Origin of the sequence: Butyrivibrio sp. FC2001 (genome assembly GCF_000424125.1) — a bacterium.
Taxonomy (GTDB): Bacteria; Bacillota; Clostridia; order Lachnospirales; family Lachnospiraceae; genus Butyrivibrio.
The window spans coordinates 642,902-664,283 of sequence record NZ_KE384132.1; the positions used below are offsets into that span (position 1 = coordinate 642,902).

Annotated in this window: 22 protein-coding genes; all 22 read right to left on the reverse strand. The window is 43.1% G+C overall.

Features of this window, described 5'->3' with window-relative positions:
* Window positions 1–112 precede the first annotated feature (112 nt).
* The 22 genes from tsf to G601_RS0116550 all read right to left on the reverse strand — a co-directional run bounded on the left by tsf (window position 113) and on the right by G601_RS0116550 (window position 21,361).
* The gene (tsf, locus tag G601_RS0116445; protein ID WP_026666004.1) at window positions 113–1,063 is read right to left on the reverse strand and encodes a translation elongation factor Ts; all 951 of its coding nucleotides are present in this window, start codon (window positions 1,061–1,063) and stop codon (window positions 113–115) included.
* Between the two features lie 39 nt (window positions 1,064–1,102).
* Complete coding sequence (gene rpsB, locus G601_RS0116450; protein ID WP_026490837.1) at window positions 1,103–1,846, reverse strand: 30S ribosomal protein S2; 744 nt, start codon at window positions 1,844–1,846, stop codon at window positions 1,103–1,105.
* Between the two features lie 225 nt (window positions 1,847–2,071).
* Complete coding sequence (locus G601_RS0116455; RefSeq protein ID WP_026666005.1) at window positions 2,072–2,923, reverse strand: hypothetical protein; 852 nt, start codon at window positions 2,921–2,923, stop codon at window positions 2,072–2,074.
* Window positions 2,924–2,953: 30 nt separating this feature from the next.
* On the reverse strand, window positions 2,954–4,207 hold the full coding sequence (locus G601_RS25315) for a DUF6115 domain-containing protein (RefSeq protein ID WP_026666006.1): 1,254 nt from the start codon (window positions 4,205–4,207) through the stop codon (window positions 2,954–2,956).
* A gap of 66 nt (window positions 4,208–4,273) precedes the next feature.
* Complete coding sequence (locus tag G601_RS0116465; protein WP_026490840.1) at window positions 4,274–4,633, reverse strand: hypothetical protein; 360 nt, start codon at window positions 4,631–4,633, stop codon at window positions 4,274–4,276.
* A 69-nt stretch (window positions 4,634–4,702) separates the two neighbouring features.
* Window positions 4,703–6,286, reverse strand: coding sequence for a FapA family protein (locus G601_RS23780; protein WP_081673572.1), 1,584 nt, complete (start codon window positions 6,284–6,286; stop codon window positions 4,703–4,705).
* Between the two features lie 21 nt (window positions 6,287–6,307).
* Entirely contained in the window at window positions 6,308–7,081 is a 774-nt protein-coding gene (locus tag G601_RS0116475; RefSeq protein ID WP_026490841.1) for a FliA/WhiG family RNA polymerase sigma factor, read from the reverse strand.
* Window positions 7,082–7,097: 16 nt separating this feature from the next.
* Entirely contained in the window at window positions 7,098–7,667 is a 570-nt protein-coding gene (locus G601_RS0116480; protein WP_026666007.1) for a hypothetical protein, read from the reverse strand.
* A complete protein-coding gene (locus G601_RS0116485) occupies window positions 7,664–8,149 on the reverse strand; it encodes a chemotaxis protein CheD (protein WP_026490843.1) in 486 nt (161 codons plus the stop codon). The genes G601_RS0116480 and G601_RS0116485 overlap by 4 nt, the downstream gene beginning before the upstream one ends.
* Window positions 8,150–8,161: 12 nt before the next feature.
* Window positions 8,162–8,800 (reverse strand): chemotaxis protein CheC, encoded by a 639-nt coding sequence (locus G601_RS0116490; protein WP_026490844.1) that lies wholly within the window; start codon window positions 8,798–8,800, stop codon window positions 8,162–8,164.
* Window positions 8,801–8,824: 24 nt separating this feature from the next.
* The gene (locus tag G601_RS0116495; RefSeq protein ID WP_026490845.1) at window positions 8,825–9,304 is read right to left on the reverse strand and encodes a chemotaxis protein CheW; all 480 of its coding nucleotides are present in this window, start codon (window positions 9,302–9,304) and stop codon (window positions 8,825–8,827) included.
* A 25-nt stretch (window positions 9,305–9,329) separates the two neighbouring features.
* Window positions 9,330–11,498 (reverse strand): chemotaxis protein CheA, encoded by a 2,169-nt coding sequence (locus G601_RS0116500; RefSeq protein ID WP_026666008.1) that lies wholly within the window; start codon window positions 11,496–11,498, stop codon window positions 9,330–9,332.
* A 76-nt stretch (window positions 11,499–11,574) separates the two neighbouring features.
* On the reverse strand, window positions 11,575–12,648 hold the full coding sequence (locus G601_RS0116505) for a protein-glutamate methylesterase/protein-glutamine glutaminase (protein WP_026490847.1): 1,074 nt from the start codon (window positions 12,646–12,648) through the stop codon (window positions 11,575–11,577).
* Window positions 12,649–13,371, reverse strand: a complete 723-nt coding sequence (locus G601_RS0116510) for a flagellar brake protein (RefSeq protein ID WP_026490848.1) — start codon at window positions 13,369–13,371, stop codon at window positions 12,649–12,651.
* Window positions 13,372–13,408: 37 nt separating this feature from the next.
* Window positions 13,409–14,329, reverse strand: coding sequence for a MinD/ParA family protein (locus G601_RS23785; protein WP_051200531.1), 921 nt, complete (start codon window positions 14,327–14,329; stop codon window positions 13,409–13,411).
* A gap of 47 nt (window positions 14,330–14,376) precedes the next feature.
* Window positions 14,377–15,687, reverse strand: coding sequence for a flagellar biosynthesis protein FlhF (flhF, locus tag G601_RS0116520; protein ID WP_026666009.1), 1,311 nt, complete (start codon window positions 15,685–15,687; stop codon window positions 14,377–14,379).
* 1 nt (window position 15,688) lies between these two features.
* Complete coding sequence (gene flhA / locus G601_RS0116525; RefSeq protein WP_035790845.1) at window positions 15,689–17,743, reverse strand: flagellar biosynthesis protein FlhA; 2,055 nt, start codon at window positions 17,741–17,743, stop codon at window positions 15,689–15,691.
* 122 nt (window positions 17,744–17,865) lie between these two features.
* A complete protein-coding gene (gene flhB / locus G601_RS0116530; RefSeq protein WP_035790847.1) occupies window positions 17,866–19,014 on the reverse strand; it encodes a flagellar biosynthesis protein FlhB in 1,149 nt (382 codons plus the stop codon).
* Window positions 19,001–19,780, reverse strand: coding sequence for a flagellar biosynthetic protein FliR (locus G601_RS0116535; protein ID WP_026666012.1), 780 nt, complete (start codon window positions 19,778–19,780; stop codon window positions 19,001–19,003). The genes flhB and G601_RS0116535 overlap by 14 nt, the downstream gene beginning before the upstream one ends.
* A gap of 14 nt (window positions 19,781–19,794) precedes the next feature.
* Window positions 19,795–20,064 carry a flagellar biosynthesis protein FliQ gene (gene fliQ, locus G601_RS0116540; RefSeq protein WP_026666013.1) on the reverse strand — a complete coding sequence of 90 codons (270 nt, stop codon included), beginning with the start codon at window positions 20,062–20,064 and terminating at the stop codon, window positions 19,795–19,797.
* Between the two features lie 16 nt (window positions 20,065–20,080).
* Window positions 20,081–21,013 (reverse strand): flagellar type III secretion system pore protein FliP, encoded by a 933-nt coding sequence (fliP, locus tag G601_RS0116545; RefSeq protein ID WP_026490854.1) that lies wholly within the window; start codon window positions 21,011–21,013, stop codon window positions 20,081–20,083.
* 3 nt (window positions 21,014–21,016) lie between these two features.
* A complete protein-coding gene (locus tag G601_RS0116550; RefSeq protein ID WP_026490855.1) occupies window positions 21,017–21,361 on the reverse strand; it encodes a flagellar biosynthetic protein FliO in 345 nt (114 codons plus the stop codon).
* Window positions 21,362–21,382: the final 21 nt, after the last annotated feature.

The following is a 21,382-nucleotide window of genomic DNA, read 5'->3' on the forward strand; positions in this document are numbered from 1 at the left end:
CGTTACTATTCCTCCAAACAAAACTTTACGATGTATTAAGATAAAATACCCCTGCCGTAATGACTACGGCAAGGGCAATCTCATTATAATTATTCTCAAGAATTAAGCGAGATTACTGCATACCTGCCTGCTTAGCAACCTCTTCTGCAAAGTTCTCTTCTCTCTTCTCGATGCCTTCACCTGTCTCGAAACGAACAAAACGCTTGATAGAAAGGTTTGCACCATTCTCCTTAGCAACCTGTGCAACGTACTGAGCAACAGTCTGCTTACCATCTTCAGCCTTAACGAATACCTGCTGATTAAGGCAGATCTCCTTAAGCTCCTTCTGAAGACGACCCTCAAGCATCTTCTCGATGATCTGCTGAGGCTTTCTCTTTCCTTCAGGAAGCTCCTCGTTCTCCTTTGTAGCCTGAGCAAGAAGGATCTCCTTCTCATGGTTTCTGAACTCCTCAGAAACATCGTTCATATCAACATACTTAGGATAAAGAGCTGCAATCTGCATTGCAATGTTCTTGATAGCGTCCTTGATGTTATCGTTAACAACATCTGTTGCAGCCTCAACAAGAACCGAAATTCTTCCACCACCGTGAACGTAAGGAACTACGATACCGTCTGTAGCCTCAACCTTCTCGAAACGACGAATGCTGATCTTCTCAGAGATAACTGCTGTGATCTCTACAAGAGCTTCTGAAACTGTCTTAGAAGCATCAAGATTCCACTTCTCAGCCATGAAGCTATCCATATCCTTAGCATCAGACTCAACAGCCTGCTTAGCAACTGCCTCTACGAATTCCTGGAACTGCTCGTTCTTAGCAACGAAGTCAGTCTCTGAGTTAACCTCAACAACTGCTGCTGTCTTGTCATCCTTAACAGCGATTCTTGTAAGACCTTCAGCTGCGATTCTGCTAGCCTTCTTCTCAGCCTTAGCCTGTCCATTCTTTCTAAGAAACTCTACTGCTGCATCCATATCACCGTTGGTCTCTGTAAGTGCCTTCTTGCACTCCATCATACCAGCGCCTGTAGATTCACGTAACTCTTTAACCATTGCTGCTGTGATAGCCATGTGTATTAATCCTCCGATTTAATTATTTTTATATACGAATTATTCCTCTGTAGCCTCAGCTGCCTCTTCCTCAGCTGCAGCATCAGATGTAAGGTTCTCTGCACCCTGATTAGCCTCGATAACAGCGTCAGCCATCTTACCAACAAGAAGCTTTACTGCACGGATAGCATCATCGTTACCAGGAATGATGAAGTCAAGCTCGTCGGGATCGCAGTTTGTATCGCCGATACCGATAAGTGTGATTCCAAGTGCCTCTGCTTCCTGAATGCAGATTCTTTCCTTCTTAGGATCTACTACAAAGATAGCGTCAGGGATTCTCTTCATATCGCGGATTCCGCCAAGAACCTTGTCAAGCTTCTCGTATTCCTTCTTGAGCTGTGCAACTTCCTTCTTGGGAAGAACATCAAAAGTACCATCTTCCTGCATCTTCTCAAGCTTCTTAAGACGCTCGATTCTGCTCTGGATTGTGCGGAAGTTTGTAAGCATACCACCAAGCCATCTCTCGTTTACATAGTACATACCGCAACGCTCAGCCTCAGACTTAACTGCGTCCTGTGCCTGCTTCTTAGTACCAACGAAAAGAACTGTACCACCCTGTGATGCGATCTCAAATACTGCCTTGTAAGCCTCGTCAACCTTAACAACGGACTTCTGAAGATCGATGATGTGGATACCATTTCTCTCTGTGAAGATGTAAGGAGCCATCTTAGGGTTCCATCTTCTTGTCTGGTGTCCGAAGTGTACACCTGCCTCAAGTAACTGTTTCATAGATACAACGCTCATGTTATTACCTCCATTTGGTTAATTCTTCCGTACATCTTTGCTTTTTGACCCGAAGGGGCGTTATTTCCTTCGAAAAGCTATCACCCTATCCACCCTGGACACCAGATGAAATCTGGATATACGTGTTTATTTGTTACTCTGTGCGCTAAAAATGGGCATAATAAAAGCCCAAATGCTCACAGCTTCATTAGAATACCATGATTTTGGGCTTTTGACAAGATTTTTTTATTTTGTAATTATGGAAGCAATTTCCTCAAAAGATGCTCCTCTGGGTATCTGCTTAGTACCGGAACGGATCTTTCTGTCCTGTCCGCTGCTTACAAGGTATTTATTAAAGGCTACGCCGTCATCTATAACCCCTGATTCTCTAAGAATTCTTGCGCAGGTATCCGATTCGCTTCCACTGGGAAGAACTACGACCACATAGTTAACATCTGATGAGCCTTCTGTAGTTGCAGGCTTTGCAGATTCTGCTTCAGCCGGTTTACTTTCAGTTGTATCAGCGGTACTGCTTGCTGCATTTGCAGCAGCTGATGCATCCGGAACTGTCTCATTTGAGGTGTTATTCTCTATAGTAGTTTTTTCTTCCTTTTTCTCAGTCTCTTCTACTTTTGCTTCTGACTTTTCTGTTGCTGCGTCTTCCTGTTTTCCTTCTGTTTTGATAACGTCTGTCGAAGCATTTTCAACGGCAGCATTTGAAGCGAGCTTAACATCTTCTTCGGATTCAATGCTTTCGCTGTTTTCTCCAGCCTGCTCATTTTCTTTCGCCGCTTCATCCACCTCAGGAACTGATTCACCTGTTTGAGACTCCCCTTGGTTGACTTCTTCAGATACTTCTTCTCCCGCTTTATCCACTTTCTGATCGGATGCAGTGTCATCTGTCCCCTCCGGAATTTTGGTTGCTTCAGATAAACTAGATAAAGTACTCTCTGCCTCTACCATACCGAGCTGCTTTGCTCTTTTTATTACTTCCTCATCGCTCATCCTTGATGTGCCTCTGCCAAGGACAACTCCCATTATAACGGCGGTAAGGACAACTCCAACTCCAAGTCCGCGTAAATAATATTTCAGCTTCATAATATTTATGTATTCCCCCAACCCCGTCTATTACATTATTGAAGTACGGTTTTTCTTATGCTGTTTTCCTGCAAGATCGATAACAAGCTTTACTTCGCCGATACCAAGTCTGAGCTCTCTTGCAATGACAACAGCGGATTTACCTGCCTTATGCATTTCCAGAATCTTCTGATTTCTTGATACAGGATCAGATGCTGTCTCTTCGGCTTTCTCAGGCTCTGCTGCTTTCTTTCTTGAAGCATCAGCGATTGAAACCACCTTTGCAGGCTTTTCTTCATACTCAGCTGTATCATCTGCATAAACTGGATTCTGAATTTCATTCTGTTCAGGAAGAACAGCGTTCTCTGTAACCTCCTCAGTAATCTCATCAAGGAAATCATCCTCATCTGAATCCGGCCAGTACTGTGTATGAAGTTCGAAGGAATCTTCCTCTTCAGGAACAAATTCCTCTGTCTCAAAATTATCTGCGGGCTGCTCTGAACGAATGATCTTATTCTTAGTCTTCTCTGCAGCTGCTGCATCTGCTCTGTCAAGAATATCTGCAAGAGCTGAAAACTCGGGTGTAACTACATTGGGATTATCTGCAAGCTCTGCCTGTCTTCTGGCCTGCTCTTCAAGAGCCGCCTGTCTCCTGGCCTCCGCCTCAAGCTCTGCCTGTCTCTTAGCTTCTGCTTCAAGTGCAGCCTTTCTTCTGGCCTCTGCCTCAAGCTCTGCCTTCCTCTTGGCCTCAGCTTCAAGCTCTGCAAGTCTTCTGGCTTCAGCCTCACGCTGCGCCTTTTTTCTTGCTTCCTCTTCGAGCTTTGCCTGTCTCTTAGCCTCAGCCTCGAGCTCAGCCTGTCTTTTAGCTTCTTCCTCAAGTTCAGCCTGCCTCTTAGCCTCAGCCTCTTTTACCTCTTTGGCAGCACGATTAGCCTCAGAAACTGTGTTTTTGAGGTTCTTGTGCTTGTCATTTAGCATATCGTACATAAAAACTACTTCATCATGATTTTTATGGATATCATTCATGACAGTATCTGAATACTCACTAATGGCAGACATCTTCTCATTAGTAACACGGTCCATTGCACGCTCAGCCTTATTAATAGCTTCCTCCATGCAATCATCAAGCATCTCGTCAATCTTACCCTGCGAGTTCTTGATAGCCCTTGAGACCATGTCATTAATCTTCCGATCTGCACCATCAAAGTCAAATTCGGAAGATTCTTTGCCATTCGGTATCAGATACCCTAATATAACTGCCAGGATTCCGGCAGCGATTAAAAATATTTCCGTAACACTTATCATAACATCCCCACTCGAGTTTTGTATCTCCTCCCACAGAGAAATACATTATCTAGTATTATAAAGTGTTCAGATTTTGAAGTCAAACCCTGAGGAAATATGCATGTCCAGAGGCTTGCCATCAGCACCTATGAGTGTCTCTGTCAAATGCTCTAATTCCTCAGGAGATTTGTACTGTTTTTTACCTTTTCCGCCATTTCCGTGGTACTCGTTTTTTCCCTTTTCCTTGGCGTCGTGCTTTTCATGCTCATTCTGATCAGCATTATCTTTTCTGTTTACAGAATTAGCTTTCTGGTCAACTTCCTTGTCAAATTCTGTCTGAAATACATTCTGATCAGTGAAGACTTTGTTATCTTCATTTTGCTTTAGCTGTGAAAAATCATTTGTCCTTACTACAGACCCCTGAAAATCAATTCTGTTTATTGACATATTTACCTCCCTTCTCCCAATATAACCCCCATTTCTTATATATTATATCGGAGAAAAAGATACCAAAGCTTAGATTGGGCCTGTTTTCACAAGACCATCACGCAGTTCAAACCTGCAGTAGGTCGTCTCAGTTTTAAGTGTGGTCTGCTGATCTCCTATATGGATCGTAATTCCCGGATAAGCAGTACCTTCAACAACGACATAGGCCTCCTTTGAATCAGCAAGCTTTTGCTGTAATTCCGCCATCTCCTTTGAATTCTTCTCAATCTGAGATGTAAGAACCTTATTCATGGTAATAAGCTGCTGTGCCTGTCTTGTCTGCTCAGGTGAAAGCGGATTGCCACTTCTTAACCTCTTTGTAATTGACTCAACGGTAGGCTTGATATTTTCAAGCTTCTTTGTGGACTCACCCACCGCCTTTTGAAGCTCTCTAAGTCTTACCTTAATGTTGGGATCCGCTCCGACCTCTATAATCGTAGTCGCTCCCATGTCACTACCAAGGTCTTTAGCCACGATCCTGTCTGTAGCTGTAACTCGTCCGCCTGCGATAAATCCCTTTTTACCAGAAACAGTTATCTCTGTTCCCGATGCAACATTTGAGTGCAGGATGCTCTCGCTGGTAATACTGCCCTTTGCAGTGGCCTTGGCATTCTCTATGAATTTCGTAACGATATTTCCGCCGGCCTTTATTTCGCCCTTACCCATTCCGTTTATGCCGCGTTCAAGAATAATATCATTACTTGCAGTAAGGCTCGCGCCTTCAACAACACCCTTCACCAGAATGTTTGCCCCGGCCTTTATTGTAAAACCGGAGGCAACAGTTCCTTTTACTTCAACGCTTCCGTCGTAATTTATATTTCCTGTGGAAACATCTACATTTTCAAACTGAATAACATTACTAACAGTCACCTTACCTTCCTTTAATGTAACGTGACCATCCGTTCCCGAAAACAGTACAAGACCATCATCGGATAAATATGTATTTTTGCCTGCAACGAGCTTCATTGTCTTTACGGGATGAGGATTTAAAATCTCACCGTAAATATTCTGACCGGGATCTCCGGGATCCTCAGGTGTAAGAATGGCAAGCTCGTCTCCCTTTTTTACATGATTGATTATGTTCAGATTAAAATAGTCAACGCTTCCATCCTCACGCATTGCAGGCTTTGCATGAAGATCAGCCTTGAACTGATAATCTATCTTTGCATTGCAACCTTCTCTGGTTTTGGTTCCCCTTGCAACAACAATTTCTGTACAATATTCCCTTGACCTGAAGTAATTAGCGACCGCTTCTGTATCTATTCCAAATGTTATATTTCTGTATGCCAGGTCCTCCAAAAATTCTGTCGGAGTCATATTTTCAGCACCTTCAGATGGTGCATAAAAAAATGCCGAGGCTTCCATACGATCACGAGAAATAGTGAGTCTGTAGCTTTCCCTTTCAGGAAAAGCCGAATTGTCATTAAGTATTACAAGCTCCCCCGTGGCAGTTGAAACAGCCTCGTTTAATATAGCAGGCCTATAACTAATAGATCTTTCCTCGAGGTACTCTTTTACATCATCATATTGTAAAGAATTTCCGTCTTCATCAGGCGGAAAAATCTTAATTCCTGTTGAGGTGGGCATTGTGATTAGTTGAAAATAACCGTTCATTCATCCCCTCCATGCTAACAATTATCCCAGTGCTGTTAATATACCCATATACTTCCCGAGCTTCTCTCTCATCTTCTGGAGCGCCCTTGTGTGGAGCTGCGAAACTCTGGATTCAGAAACCTCTAATACATTACTTATTTCTTTTAAGGTCAATTCCTCATAGTAATACAAAAGAATTACTTTCTTTTCCTTATCGGTAAGAAGCGCAAGGCTCTCAGCGAGCATCTTCTTGAGCTCTTCCTTCTCAATTGCTTCCTCGGGCTTCTCGAAACTGGATGCAAGGTTATTGGTATCCTCAGGAACATCGCTTCCCTGTTCCATAAACTCATTAAGGGAAACCACACCTGTAACCTTCATCTGGTTCTGCCAGTTTGCATACTCGTCATCTGTAATACCGAGCTTAGCTGCAATTTCAGTATCGGTGGCAGGATGTCCCTGCTCCTTTTCTATTTCATGAATTGCAGACTCGATCTTTTTTTGTTTCTGTCTAATGGTCCTGGGAATCCAGTCCATTTTTCTGATCTGATCCAGAATAGCGCCTCTGATTCTTACGCTGGCATAGGTCTCAAATTTGACATCTTTCATGAGGTCAAACTTATCAATCGCATCTATAAGACCAAAAATTCCATAGCCCACAAGATCATCGTACTCAACATTAAAGCCTAAGTACATGGAAAGACGCCCCGCCACAAGCTTAACAAGCGGAGCATATTCTAAGATAAGCTTCTCTCTGAGTTCAGGCGCTTTATTCTTATGATATTCATTCCAAAGCTTACTTCTTCCAGCCTCATCCATAAGCTAATAATCCCTGTCAAAATTCCGATAAATCAGTACCTATATCGAAATCATCGCTTTCCCCAAATGAATCAAATTCATTCGGATTCTCGTTTTCTGCATTCTCAGCTTCAAGAGCCGCTGCAGCTGCTGCTTCTGCCGCCAGACGTTCTGCCTCAGCAGCCGCTTCCGCAGCAGCAATCTTATCAGCTTCTCTCTGTGCTATAGCTTCTTCCTGAGCTTTTATTGCATCCTCTGTGTTTTTATTCAGAGTATCAAAATGATTGACCAAAAGCTCAAAAAGTCTGCCCACAACAAAGAAAATCACAAGTGAAAGAGCAAGGGTTTTGATCCAGGCTCCGATCTCGTAATGCTGCCAAAGTGTGTATATTGCAACAAAACCACTTCCCGCAAGCATAACGAAAGCGGTGATCAGTCTGATCTTAGGAGACTCTGTTATAACAATAGTCTTCATATGTGTTTTCTTTTCTTTTTTCTCTTCGCCCTGATTCTCTTCAGTGATTTCTTCTACAGCTTCTTCCGGAGCATTTTCCGGTTTTGCCGCAGGGGCTTCTACTGCTTTTACTTCAGTACTCTCATCACTCATATCGTCTTTTCCGGTTTTCCTACTGCTCTGATAACAAAGTCACCATTTTCAGGATAGAAAATCACAGTACGTCCATAAGAATCTCCGGTATCCTGGGCCAGAATCGGAATTCCCAGTTCCTTGAGCTTCTTGATCGTTGCTGCGACATTTCTCTCACCAACACGCATAGTGGCATTGCCGGAGTTAAAAGCGAACATCTGGGCACCACCGGCAATCTTTGCAACAAGACGCGATTTGTTTGCACCCTTACCAACTACCTGTTTTATAAGCTCATCAATTCCCGTATCCGCAAATTTAGGAATGTTGGAATTGTTCTTGATCTCTTTAGAATCAGGCAGCATTATGTGTGCAAGCCCGCCAATTTTTGTAACCGGATCCCTTACAGCAATCCCTACACAGGAGCCAAGTCCAAGTGTCGTGATTCCGTCAGGACTGACGCAAATATTAAGATCGGCCATACCAACCTTGATTATTTGACTCATTCACTCAGCTCCTTATCCATTTATGCTGATATCGCCCATTCCAAGAGAGGTCAATATCTTACTATAGCCATCTACATCCGGTAGCAGGATGAAATATCCGCTAAGAACTTCTGTATCAAAAAAGCTTGTCTCGATAAGAAGGATCTTATCACCCATCATACCGAATTCTATAGCAGGTACCGAAAGGATTGCGCCGGCCATATCTATTGCAAGGAATGGCACTGACGGCAAAAGCTTAAGGTTTGTAATCATTGAAAGTGAGTTAAGATATGAACCTGTAATGATATTACCCACTTCCTTGATTGCGGAAAGTTCCGTGTCGTCAAAAGGAACAGTTTCATCCTTATCTGTTATGCCCATGAGCATATTTACAAGATGTCTTGCTGCCTTCATGCCGAGAAGGAACATTATACTACCATTGATATCACCCTCAACTGCAAGGTATATACCTGTCATTATCTGTTCAGCACCGCCCATAAGGTCTCCGACATCTTTAAAATCAAGAAGCTTAACCTGTGGTACAGACATATCAACCTTTGTTCCCAACATTTGTGCAAGGGCTGTGGTCGCATTACCTGCACCAATATTTCCGAGCTCCTTCAAGACGTCAAAATACTGGCTGGACATGTTCTCCAAACTCATCTCACTCAAAGGTCTTCCTCCTTCAAATATGTATTATGCTTTAGCCTTGTCCTCTTCCATTTCAACCATTCCGAGATCAAGAATTGAAACAAGACCGCCTTCATATTTTCCAACACCACTTATAAAGCTGTTGAGCTTTTTGCCCTTATCAGCACTGTAGGTAACCTTTTCAATACTCTTTGTTCCAAGAGTGAGAACCTGATTAACCTGATCTACGATAATTCCGATAAGAGTATCCTCCTCTGCCTTTAGGATAATGATTCGGCTCTTGTCTGTTATCTCATCCGGATCCATATCCATCTTGAGTCTGAGACTCATTACAGGAACAATGACACCGCGAATGTTGATAACGCCCTTCAGATAATGAGCAACCTGAGGAACTCTCGTGATCTGCTGCATACGCACAATGTTATCAATGTACTTAATATCTATTCCATATTGTTCGTCGCCGAGTCTGATGATAATATACTGGATCAGTTCGCCGACATCCTGAGTATCTCTTAATTCGTTCATAATATCATCCTTTCTTTTGCGGAAGTTATGCTAACTGATTTGTATCAAGGATCAGAGCTATCTCACCATCTCCAAGGATAGTAGCGCCACTGATCATACGGCACTTATTCATGTATCTGCCCAGAGGCTTAATAACGATTTCCTGCTGTCCCATAAGTTCGTCTATAACAAGACCAAACTGCTGGTCGCCCTTTCTTGTAATAACTACTACAAGATCCTCGTCTTCATTCTTTGTGCTCTCTGTATCAAGTGCTCTGCTTACACGAATAATAGGTGTAACACTTCCACGAAGATTGATGACTTCTTTATTCTCAACTGTCTTAATGTCTGTAGGAGCTACATCCTCAATACTCTGAATAGAATCAAGAGGAATTGCATATTTCTCTCCACCAACAACAACCATCAGAGCCTGAATGATAGCAAGTGTAAGAGGAAGTCTGATCTGCCATGTACTTCCTTCACCAAGCTTGGTCTTAACACTAACTTCACCGGAAAGTGATTCGATCTTGGACTTAACAACATCAAGACCTACACCACGTCCTGATACTTCAGTAACCTGCTTAGCTGTGGAGAATCCGGGATGGAAAAGGAAATCTACGCACTGCTGCTCTGTAAGTGAAGCTGCTTCTTCAGGTGTTACGATACCCTTTTCAATAGCCTTATTCTTTACTATCTCAGCATCGATACCGTTACCATCATCACCAACTTCGATAACAACGCTGTTACCGTCCTGGAAAGCGTGCAGGAAGATATGTCCTTCTTCTGTCTTTCCACGTTCAGCACGAATCTCTGCAGATTCGATACCGTGATCGGCACTGTTACGTAACAAGTGCATCAGAGGATCACCGATCTCATCAACCACGGTTCTGTCCATTTCAGTATCTTCACCGGTCATGGTCAGTTCCATGTTCTTGCCAAGCTGCTTATTAAGGTCTCTGATCATACGAGGGAATTTCTGGAGTACGCTCTCGATAGGTACCATTCGAACTTTCATGACAGATTCATGAAGATTGGTAGTAACGCTTTCCAGATATTCAATCTGCTCGTTTACATTACCGCTTACTATTCCTGCTGAATTTGCAGCAGAAATCAAAGAGTTCTTTGCGATGATAAGCTCACTTACCAAGTTCATGAGGACATCCAGTTTGTCAATATCAACACGAACTGTACGGTTAACAACAGGCTTACCAACAGGCTTCTTACCTGCATCCTTAGCGGGAGCCTTCTCAGCAGGCTTTGCTGCAGGTGCTGCAGGCGCTGCGGGTGTTGCCGCTGCAGGTGCTGCTGCGGGCGCTGCCGGTGCAGGTGCTGCCGCTGCTGCTTCCTCAGTACTTGCAGCTGCATTAGGATCGTAATCACCTATCTCGCAGTCCTCGATCTCAGAAACGCTCTTTACTATTTCTTTAATCTTCTCTTTATCTTCTTCGTCTGTAGAAATAATTAGACTGAAATTAAATTCAAACTTCTCATCCTCAATATCCTGAGTTGAAGGCTCGGAAATAATCAGTTCACCGATCTCTTCAATACCCTTGAATACAAGGAATGCTCTTGCTGCCTTAAGGATGCAGCTCTCCTGAATCTTTACATTCAAACCATAGAGCTTCTTGCCCTGTCCCTTGGCATCCTCAAGGTTGCCCTTGGTATCAGGATCTATCTTGATAGCTCTATAATCCTTTGTGGGATCAGCATCCGGCGGAGGTGCTGCCGCTGCTGCGGGTGCCGCTGCCGGAGCTGCTGCAGGTGCTGCTTCCGCTGCCGGTGCAGGTGCTGCCGCTGCAGGTGCTGCCGCGGGCGCTGTGCCACCACCACTTGCGCCTGCTCTTATATCAGCCAGCGCTTTAATAATATTCGCATTTTCCTCAGTTCCTTCGTCCTGTGACTCCGTAATATTATCCACGTAAGCCTGAATAGCGTCGAGACATTGGAACAAAGTATCGATCATGCTAGAGTCAATTTTCAGAGTGCCGTTACGCACATCAGAAAAGACATCTTCCATGTCATGGGTAAGATTCTGCATATTCTTATAGCCCATGGTTCCAGCCATTCCCTTCATAGAATGGGCAGAACGGAAGATTTCATTAATACAATCCTCGTTCTCCGGATCCTGCTCCAACTGCATGATGCTGTCATTCAGTGTTTGCAGATGCTCCTTTGCTTCGTCGAGAAAGACGCCTAGATACTGAGAAACATCCATAATCCCTTTACCTCCATAAGAAACGTCACGTTGTCGTTAAGTAAAGGAACCGGAACCAGTAGTAAGAAAGAGGAAGTCACTTAACTCCAACGTTCATAATAATTTCCTGGGCTACGTCATCAAGTGTAACTACCTGATTAACAAGACCAGCTGTTGCCACTGCCTTAGGCATGCCATAAACTGTGCAGGATGCTTCATCCTGACCAATGACATGTACCTTCTTAACTGATTTCAGATTTTTAATTCCCTCGGTACCATCTGCACCCATTCCGGTGAGAACTACACAGCATACTGAGTCGTAATCGGAATCCATCAAAGACTCATACATGAAGTTCGCACAAGGTCTTACACCTTCTCTCGTAGGACCGTCTACGTAGTGAATGGTATGCTTACCGGCTGATGTAATTACATGCATGTGCTTACCGCCTCTTGCGATATAGACAGTTCCTGCCTGAAGAACATCACCTTCAGCTGCCTCTTTTACATGGATCTCTGAAAGAGAATCCAGTCTCTCTGCAAGAGAAGCTGTGAAGCCTTCCGGCATGTGCTGCACAAGTACAACCGGTGTTTTAAGATTTTTGGGAAGTTTTGGAATAACCGCTTGAAGCGCACGAGGCCCACCCGTAGAACTGGCAATCGCAACGATACGATTACCTGTGACCTTGTCTGCATGCTTAGCGACAATATCCACCATCTTACGAGAGGCTTTGATCTCATCGATTGAGAAAGCCTTCGCACTTACCGGAGCTCTGGACTCGCATACAGCTGCCAGTGTTCTGGTGAGTGTTGTGGTAAAATCATCGCCACGGCAATCCGAGGCGCGATCCGGTTTGTGAATAAAATCAAGAGCTCCGAGTTCTAATGAATCAAGTGTCACTTTAGCACCTTCCTTAGTGTCAGTACTACACATCATTACCTTCGCTCTTATTTTATTTTTGTTGAGCTCCTTGAGTAACGTAATACCGTCCATACGAGGCATGTTAACGTCGAGAATAACAGCATCGTATGTATTTTTCTTCAAAAGCTCAAGGGCTTCAACTCCGTCTTTAGCCTTATCTACAACCTGAAATCTTGAATCTGAGTTTACTATATCACTAAGGACGGTTCTCATGAGTGCAGAGTCATCAACTAATAAAATTTTTTTCGACATTTAGTTTTGCTTCTTTCTAATTTTTCGTTCTTCCTCAAAGATAAAGTGAATAATATCCTCTCTGGAAGTTTCGTCAATGTAGCTGTACTGTATGCGGTGTTCATACAGTCCCGGCCTGTTTTCGAGTTCCTGTACCCTGAGTACGGTACACACCATCTCGTACTCAACATTATTAATGTTCCCGGGTAGTCGGTAAGCACAGTAGATCGTGCTCCCCTCTTCATATTGGAAATTGGCAACAAACCGTAACCCGCCTCCGCTTATGTCAACAATAACGCTTCGCTGTAACGGTTTATTCGTTCCCAAAAGCAATCCCCAGTTTCGCCTGATGGCTTCCACTTCCTCTTCAGTGAAAATTCGCGACCTGAGTTCAAGTGCACAGCTGAATCTGTAGTACTCTCTTCTCTGAAGCCTCTGAAGATTACTTAGAAGGTCAAGAACCAAAATATATACATTATTACTTCGGTATCGGTCAATTATCCTTCCATAACATTGAAACAGTCCCCTTGAGCTATAGAAGCACAAGCTATATTCACCATCTACGGGTAAAAGTACCAATTTACCCTTATCCATAGGCATAAGCACCTCAATCCTGTCCTCCGACAAAACATCGGTTATCTTACTTAAGTGAATCTTTTTCGTGCGGCTGTCATCGTCCATCCAGACCTTGCCGATGGCCTTCAGTTCAATTTTATTGCCTGGCGCAATATAGTCCGCAAGCATGTAGGTACCCCTCTTACCTTTTATAGTTGATAAAATTTTACTGACCGGAAGCCTTATCTCCGGTATTTCTCTCTGAATTAAGTTTTCGCCCTGTTATGATATGAGAGAAAAATGCAGCCATTCCTCTTGGCTTATATTTTTCAAGCTCATTCTTATTAACAAGTTCTGCAGCAATCTGTTCGAACGCCTTAGCTGATTTAGAATTTGGATACTGTATTGAAACGGGTGACTGCTGCATTACACCACGAGCCAGCATCTGATCCTGTGGAATAGCACCGAGATATGTTAATGGCAATTTTAAATATCTGGCAACTACTGCATTTAATTTATTAAATAACTGTTGTCCCTCATCGCTTGTAGCTACTCTGTTAGAGACAACCTTGATCATCGTATTATCTCTTGAAAATCTCTCCTGCTGGTTAAGTGCCTTAAGCAGTGAGTATGAGTCGGTTATTGATGTAGGTTCAGGTGTTGTCACAAGTATGATCTCGCCACTTGCAACAAGAAACTCCATGACCGCATTGGAAATACCGGCTCCAGTATCTATGATTATCGTATCCGCGATAGCATCGAGCTCTGCAAGATTAACGATAATATCTACAAGATATTTCCTCTCAAGATTGTACATACCCGAGATTCCTGAACCGCCGGATATAAAGCCGACTCCTTCAGGTCCCCAGGTGATAATATCCTTAATGTTTTTCTTCTTGTAAATCAGATCACTGAGATTGTGCTTGGGAACTGTCCCAAACATTATCTCTATATTGGCAAGTCCAAAGTCCGCATCAAGAATTATGACTCTCTGCCCCATTCTTCTAAACTGTATCGCAAGGTTAATTGAAACGTTGGACTTACCCACACCTCCCTTACCACTTGTTACTGTAATAATCCTCGCAAGAGGCCTCTGGGGTGCGTGTTCTGCTTTAATAATTTTTCTTAGCTGTTCAGCCTGATCCATAAAAATAATCCTGTCTATATTCTATCAAAATATACGAAATTCATCTACTATTTTCCGCCAAGAAGACCCTTTACACTTTTCTGGGCATCAAAAACGGCAATATCGCTGGGAACGTTCTGTCCATTTGTAATATAAGACATAGGCGCACCGGTATGCATGTGTATGTTATAAAGGTTACCTGCAGAGCTTGTCTCATCCATTTTAGTGAAAATCAGCTTGTACTTAACAAGCTCGGAATAACCATCAGCGATCTCAATAAGATCCCTGTACTTGGTGGTTGCGGAAAGAACAAGATAATTCTCGGTCTCAACACATTCCTCAAGTGCATGAATGTAGCCTATCATGGTCTCCTTCTGTTCCTCATTATGAAGACTATGGCCTGCCGTATCCACCATAAGATAGTCGTAATCCTTAAATTCCTCTGCAGCAGCCTTCATCTCTTCAATGGAATATATAACCCTGAAGGGAATATCCATGATAGTCGCATAGGTTTTAAGCTGCTCAGCAGCAGCTATTCTATAGGTATCCACTGTTAAAAGTGCAACCTTCTTCTTCCTTACAATCGTAAGCTCAGAAGCAAGCTTCGCGATGGTTGTGGTCTTACCAACACCTGTAGGTCCGATAAATATTTCTGCTATTGGTCCGTCAGTGCTCTCCTTTATCCTGTCAGCAGGTCCAAACTTAAGAACCATCTTCTGGTATACGTTTGCAAGAACATATTCCATAGGGATGTTTGGCTTACTTACCTTTTCCACCTCATCTGTCAGTTGGTTTGCATAAATTTCATCAACCTCATTTTCAATAAGAGTGTTGTAGAGAACCTTAACAAAGGAAAGTGTCTCATCTGAAATCGTATTTGGAGCTTCCCTGATCTCCGATACCTCTTCCTCCATGGTATCCGATCTGCCATCATCCTTTTCACTTTTGAGGTTCTTCTCAATGAGATTGTGAAGACTATCAAGCTTTTCCTCGATAGCGCTGCTCTCCTCCTGGAGAATCACATGCTCCTTTTGCGTGGGCGCACTTGCCACAGCCTGAGGTGCTGCGGGCTGTGCCACCTTAAGCGGCGGAATCTCTCCCTGCTCCTGAGCCCTTAAAAGCTTATCCGCCATTGATTCAGGCTTTTGAGGCCTTGGCGCTCTGGCGTGATCCTTATTGGGCTTTACGGATTTCATGTTCCTTGCGGGTTCATCCTCAAGAGCCACTGTCACCTCGATTTTGGAAGGCGAGAAAATAGAGAAAAATCCACTCTTTTTCACAGGCCTTACATTCATGATGACAATGTTATCGCCCAGCTCCTTCTTTGCAATCTCTGTAGCATCCTGTTCAGTTTTTCCGGTATATTTTTTTATAATCATATTATGCCGCTACCATTCCTACAGACTGCATTTCAACATTAGGTTCAACTTCATTGTAAGAAAGTACAATCAAATCTTTGTAATAATCCTCTGTCATTTTCTTAAAATACATTCGCACTATAGGCGAAGTCATTATTATCGGTATCATGCCGGCATCCTCAAGCTTCTTAGCCTGCTCGCCCACAGATTTAAGAATTGCCTTGGTCCTGGTGGGATCAAGGGTAAGATATGCGCCGGTCTCAGTCTGCTTAACAGACTGCATGATTTCCTGCTCGATTTTAGGATCCAATGTGATAACACTTGTGGTCTCACCGGGATAAAAATATTTGCTGGAAATAGCTCTTCTTAAGCTTTGTCTTACATACTCCGTAAGGATATCACTGTCATGGGTGGATGGTGCATAATCCGCAAGAGTCTCGAATATAGTAACAAGGTCTCTTATAGAAATTCCTTCTGCAAGGAGGTTCTGAAGTACCTTCTCTATCTCACCAAGGCTCATGAGCTTAGGCACAAGCTCGTCCACAAGTGCAGGATTGTTCTCCTTAAGGTTGTTGACAAGATTCTGAACATCCTGTCTGGTAAGAAGTTCTGCGATGTGATTTCTGATAACCTCGGTAAGGTGAGTTGCAATAATTGAAGGTGGATCAACAACAGTGTAGCCAAGGGACTCTGCTCGTTCTCTCTGGCTCTCGGTGATCCATGTAGCAGGCAGATGGAATGAAGGCTCAAAGGTAGGAATACCTGTGATCTCCTCCTCAACGTTGCCGGGGTTCATGGCCATGTAATGGTCAAATAGAATCTCGCCATCACTTACCTGTATGCCCTTTATTTTTATAATGTACTGGTTAGGATTAAGCTGAATGTTATCGCGAAGACGAATGATAGGAACAACCGTACCAAGCTCAAGAGCTATCTGTCTTCTGATCATAACAACACGGTCAAGGAGGTCACCGCCCTGATTAACATCAGCAAGCGGAATGATTCCATAACCAAATTCAAGCTCTATAGGATCAACCTGAAGAAGACTTGTAACATTCTCAGGCTGGCGAATCTCCTCAGCCTGCTGCTCCTCTTCAGCCATAACCTCTTCCTCGGTAGACGCAATCTTCTGAGATTTCTGCATAAAAAATCCCAGGCCTGCAATACACGCGCCTAAAGGCAGATACAGAAGATCCGGAAGCGGTGTAAGGATACCCAATGTAGCAATAAGTGCTCCAACAAGGTACAGGGTCTTGGACGCAGTAAACAGCTGCCCGATAAGAGCAGGTCCAAAGTCTGCTTCCTTAGATCCCTTGGTAACAAGAATACCTGTACTAAGTGATACCAAAAGGGAAGGTATCGCACTTACAAGTCCGTCACCCATTGTAAGAATAGCGTATTTATCAAGGGCATCCGCAATAGGCATCCCCTGACGCAGTACGCCCATCAAAATACCACCGATAATATTGACAGCCGTAATGACAAGACCTGCAGTTGAATCTCCCTTAACGTACTTCGTAGCACCGTCCATGGCACCGAAGAAGCTTGCTTCGTTCTGAATCTTCTCACGTCTCTCCTTAGCTTCCTGATCAGTGATGGCTCCGGTATTAAGGTCGGCATCGATAGCCATCTGCTTACCGGGCATAGCATCCAATGTAAAACGTGCTGATACTTCAGCTACACGTTCAGAACCCTTGTTGATAACCATGAACTGAACAAGGATAAGGATTACATATACAATAGTACCGATAATAAGATCACCGGCACCAACGAACTGACCGAAAACCTCAATAACCTTACCGGCATCTCCTCCGGTAAGGATAAGTCTTGTTGATGAAATATTAAGTGCTATTCGGAAAATTGTGGTGAACAAAAGGATAGTCGGAAAGAACGACATATCCAAAACTTCCTTGGAAAACATTGCCGTAAACAATATCACAAAGGAAAGTGACATATCAAAGGCAAGAAGGAAGTCCATTAGCCATGTAGGAATGGGCACGATGAACATGATAATGGCCGCAACGAAATATAGCGCCACACCGTAGTCAAATGCACGCTTTCTAATAACTTCGAGCATTATTCATCCCCCTTTCCCCGCATTTTTTCATAACTATACATAATTAGTATAGCGCATACCACATCTTGTGTTCAAGAAGAATTTAAAACACAAGAGCGTAATAATATCGGGAGGGCAAGCTTTTAAACCTTTCCCTGAAGATGATATACAAATGCAAGCACCTCGGCAACGGCCTGATAGAGCTCCGGCGGTACAAACTCGCCTATGTCCACGTTGGCATAAAGCATTCTGGCAAGAGGCTTATTCTCTACTATCTCAACGCCATTTTCTTTTGCTACATCCTTGATACGCTGAGCAAGATAGCCTTCACCCTTGGCCACAACCATAGGGGCATCATACTTATCTGCATCATAGCGGATAGCCACAGCATAATGCGTCGGGTTGGTGATGACAACGTCTGCTTTGGGAAGCTCCTGCATCATACGACGCTGGGAAGCCTGCATCATACGCCTACGCTGCTGACCTTTTATCTGAGGATCTCCTTCAGTATTCTTATACTCATCCTTTACTTCTTGTTTGGTCATCATATTGTCCTTGCGGAACTTTCTCTTCTGATAAACATAATCCGCAATGGCAATAACCGAATAAACCGCAGCTATTCTGATGCCAAGATTAACTATAGTATTACCCAGAAGACCTATAGCCTGCCTTAAGGGCATATCATACAATGTGAAGACCGACGCGGTATAACCAAGGAAATATGTATAAACAACCACACCTATTATCGCTATCTTAGCAATAGATTTAATCAGCTCAAAAATCTTTCTGGTTGAAAAAATCTTCTTAAAGCCGCTTATAGGATTGAGCTTACTGAGCTTTGGCTGCAGGGGCTTTGTGGTGATATGCCATTTTACCTGAACAATATTGCAGATAAATGCCACAATCAGCGATACTGCAAGAAAAGGAAGCGCTGTAAGAAGGATTCTTATAAGCGCATTCATAACCGATATCCTGAGTCCCGCAAAAGGCACATCCCCATCATACATCTTGGCTGTAGTGGGTATCTGAGTATATACATTCCTGAAAAAGCCCGTGAAATTATCAGCCATATAAGGATACATGACCCTTATAAGGACAAAAAGCGACATAAGTCCTGCCGCATGGCCTATTTCAATACTCTTTGCGACCTGACCTTCATTTCTTACATCCTGTAATTTCTTGGCTGTAGGCTCCTCGGTTTTCTCACCACCGGGACCATCAGCAAAGAACTGCAGGTTGTACCCAAGAATGAGTCCGCTATTTAGTTTTAGCTGATCATCACGTAAGGTCATTAATAAACTCCGTCATTAGTTCACGCATATTTGTAAAAATAAAGTCTGATGCGTTATATAAAAGTACGCTTGTAATGTACATCATTGACAGACCAACAATAAGCTTTAGCTGCATACCAACAGCAAACATGTTCATCTGCGGCGCTACTCTCGCAAGGATTCCAAGAATAACGTTCATAATAAATGTAACTATGAAAATCGGAAGACATATTCTAAATCCGATAATCATATAGTAGGACACGAATTTCATCATCGAATTAAGGAGCTTATCCGAGTTAAAAATCGCTCCATTTACAGGTATAAGTCTGAAGGAATCTGTCAGCGCGGATATGAAATATCTGTATAATCCGCTGACAAGCATCATTCCCATGAAGGCGTATTGGTATAACGCAGCCGAAACTGCCACATTTTCCTTGGAGTTCGGGCTCATTATCTGCACCATGGAAAGGCCAACCTGCATATCCGAAATCTGTCCCGCCATATTGGCTATAAGTGTACATATCTGAGCCGAATAGCCAATAAGAAGTCCTGTAAAAAACTCCTTCAAAACAATAACCGCAAAACCAAGTACCGTGTCATATTCAAGTGTATTTACAGGTGCATAGCCATATAACAAAAAAGACAAAAGCACCGAAAAACCTATTCTCACCACATGCGGAGTGTTACTCATACTAAAAAAGGGTGCAATATAAACAAACATTGTCACCCTAACCAGTATCAGTAAGAAAATCTCAAGATCGCCGTAGGTGAAGGTGTAATCTATCAAATCTTCATCCTCCGCTAATGAATGTACAACGAAAAGTCAGACCATATTTTAATAACATAATTCGACATTTCGGTGAGCATCCAGTTTCCAAGCAAAATAAGTGTAAGGAAGGTAACCAGAATCTTAGGCACGAAGGTAAGTGTCTGATCCTGAATAGAAGTAACAGTCTGGAAAATAGATACTGACAGACCAACTATGAGCGATACAAGCAAAATTGGAACCGCTATTTTTATTACCATGAACAAGCCAGTGGCCATGATAGCCGTAACGTCATCTACTGTCATGTCTTACCCTCCTTTACTAATAAAATGTCTTAACAAGACTGCCTATTATCAGATTCCATCCGTCTGCAAGCACAAACAGAAGTATCTTAAACGGCATCGATATAGTCGTCGGCGGTAGCATCATCATACCCATACTCATAAGTACCGACGCCACTACCATATCAATTACAATAAATGGAATGTATATCAAAAAGCCTATTATAAAGCCCGTTCTCAGCTCACTTATAAGGAAGCTGGGAATAAGGACAGCATTAGGAATACTGTCAAGCTCGCCGTCCCATTCAAGATCATCAATCTCCATGAAAAGACGCACATCCTTAGTCTGTGTCTGTCCATACATGAAGTTTCTTATCGGGATCATAGCAGTATCAAAGAACTCCTGCTGCTCTATCTCACCCTTATCGAAGGGCTGAATAGCGGTCTCATTTATCTCTTTTAATGTGGGCTGCATTATGAAAAATGTAAGAAAAAGTGCCAGCCCCATAAGTACCTGGTTAGGCGGTGATGTCTGGGTCGCCAGTGCAGCTCTTGTAAAGTGCAGCACTATGATGATTCTGGTAAAGCAGGTCATCATTATCAGAAGTAGCGGTGCCAGAGCAATAAGAGTCAAAGTAATAAGAATTCTCAGAGCTCCGTTTATCGTACCATTACCATTGTCATAGGTGACGGTTACGGTATTGGCGATATTCAGTTCCTGAAGATCATCCGCATCCTTTGCAGAACCGGGTTCGGTAAGATTGGTTCTCTCTCCGTCCGTTCCAGTAAGATTCGTCTCCCTGTCCACCGTGGGATCAGTGGGATGAGTATCATCAATATAGGATGTAGACGCAGAAACAGTTACCGCACCACTGTTAAAAATACAAAAAGCCACAATAAAAGAAAGGCATAACAACGAAATGCCCATCTTAAATAATGGCTTTAAATCTTTTACTCCCCTAAACTTTTTCATACCTTACTTCTTCTTGAATTTCTCCAAGACTTTCTCTAATTCTTTACTAAACTCTACCGGATCCTGAGATTTGATAGCCGGTGGCTCATACTCATCCTCCGATAATTCCGTAAGTACCGTCACGGTGTCCTTACATACAGCGATTACCAGATATTTATTAACAACTCTTACTATCTGCATATACTTCGTAGTGGAGAGCCTGCAGGTCTCCATTATTTCCATATTAGCAGTAAAGCCCGTGTTTTTTTGATATCTGGCAATCCACTTAGTCACATAATAGGTCGCAGCCAGGACCAGAATAAATAATATAAGTACAGTAATAAGCTGCGCTATCGATGAAACAATCATTTTCGCGACCTTCCAATTGTT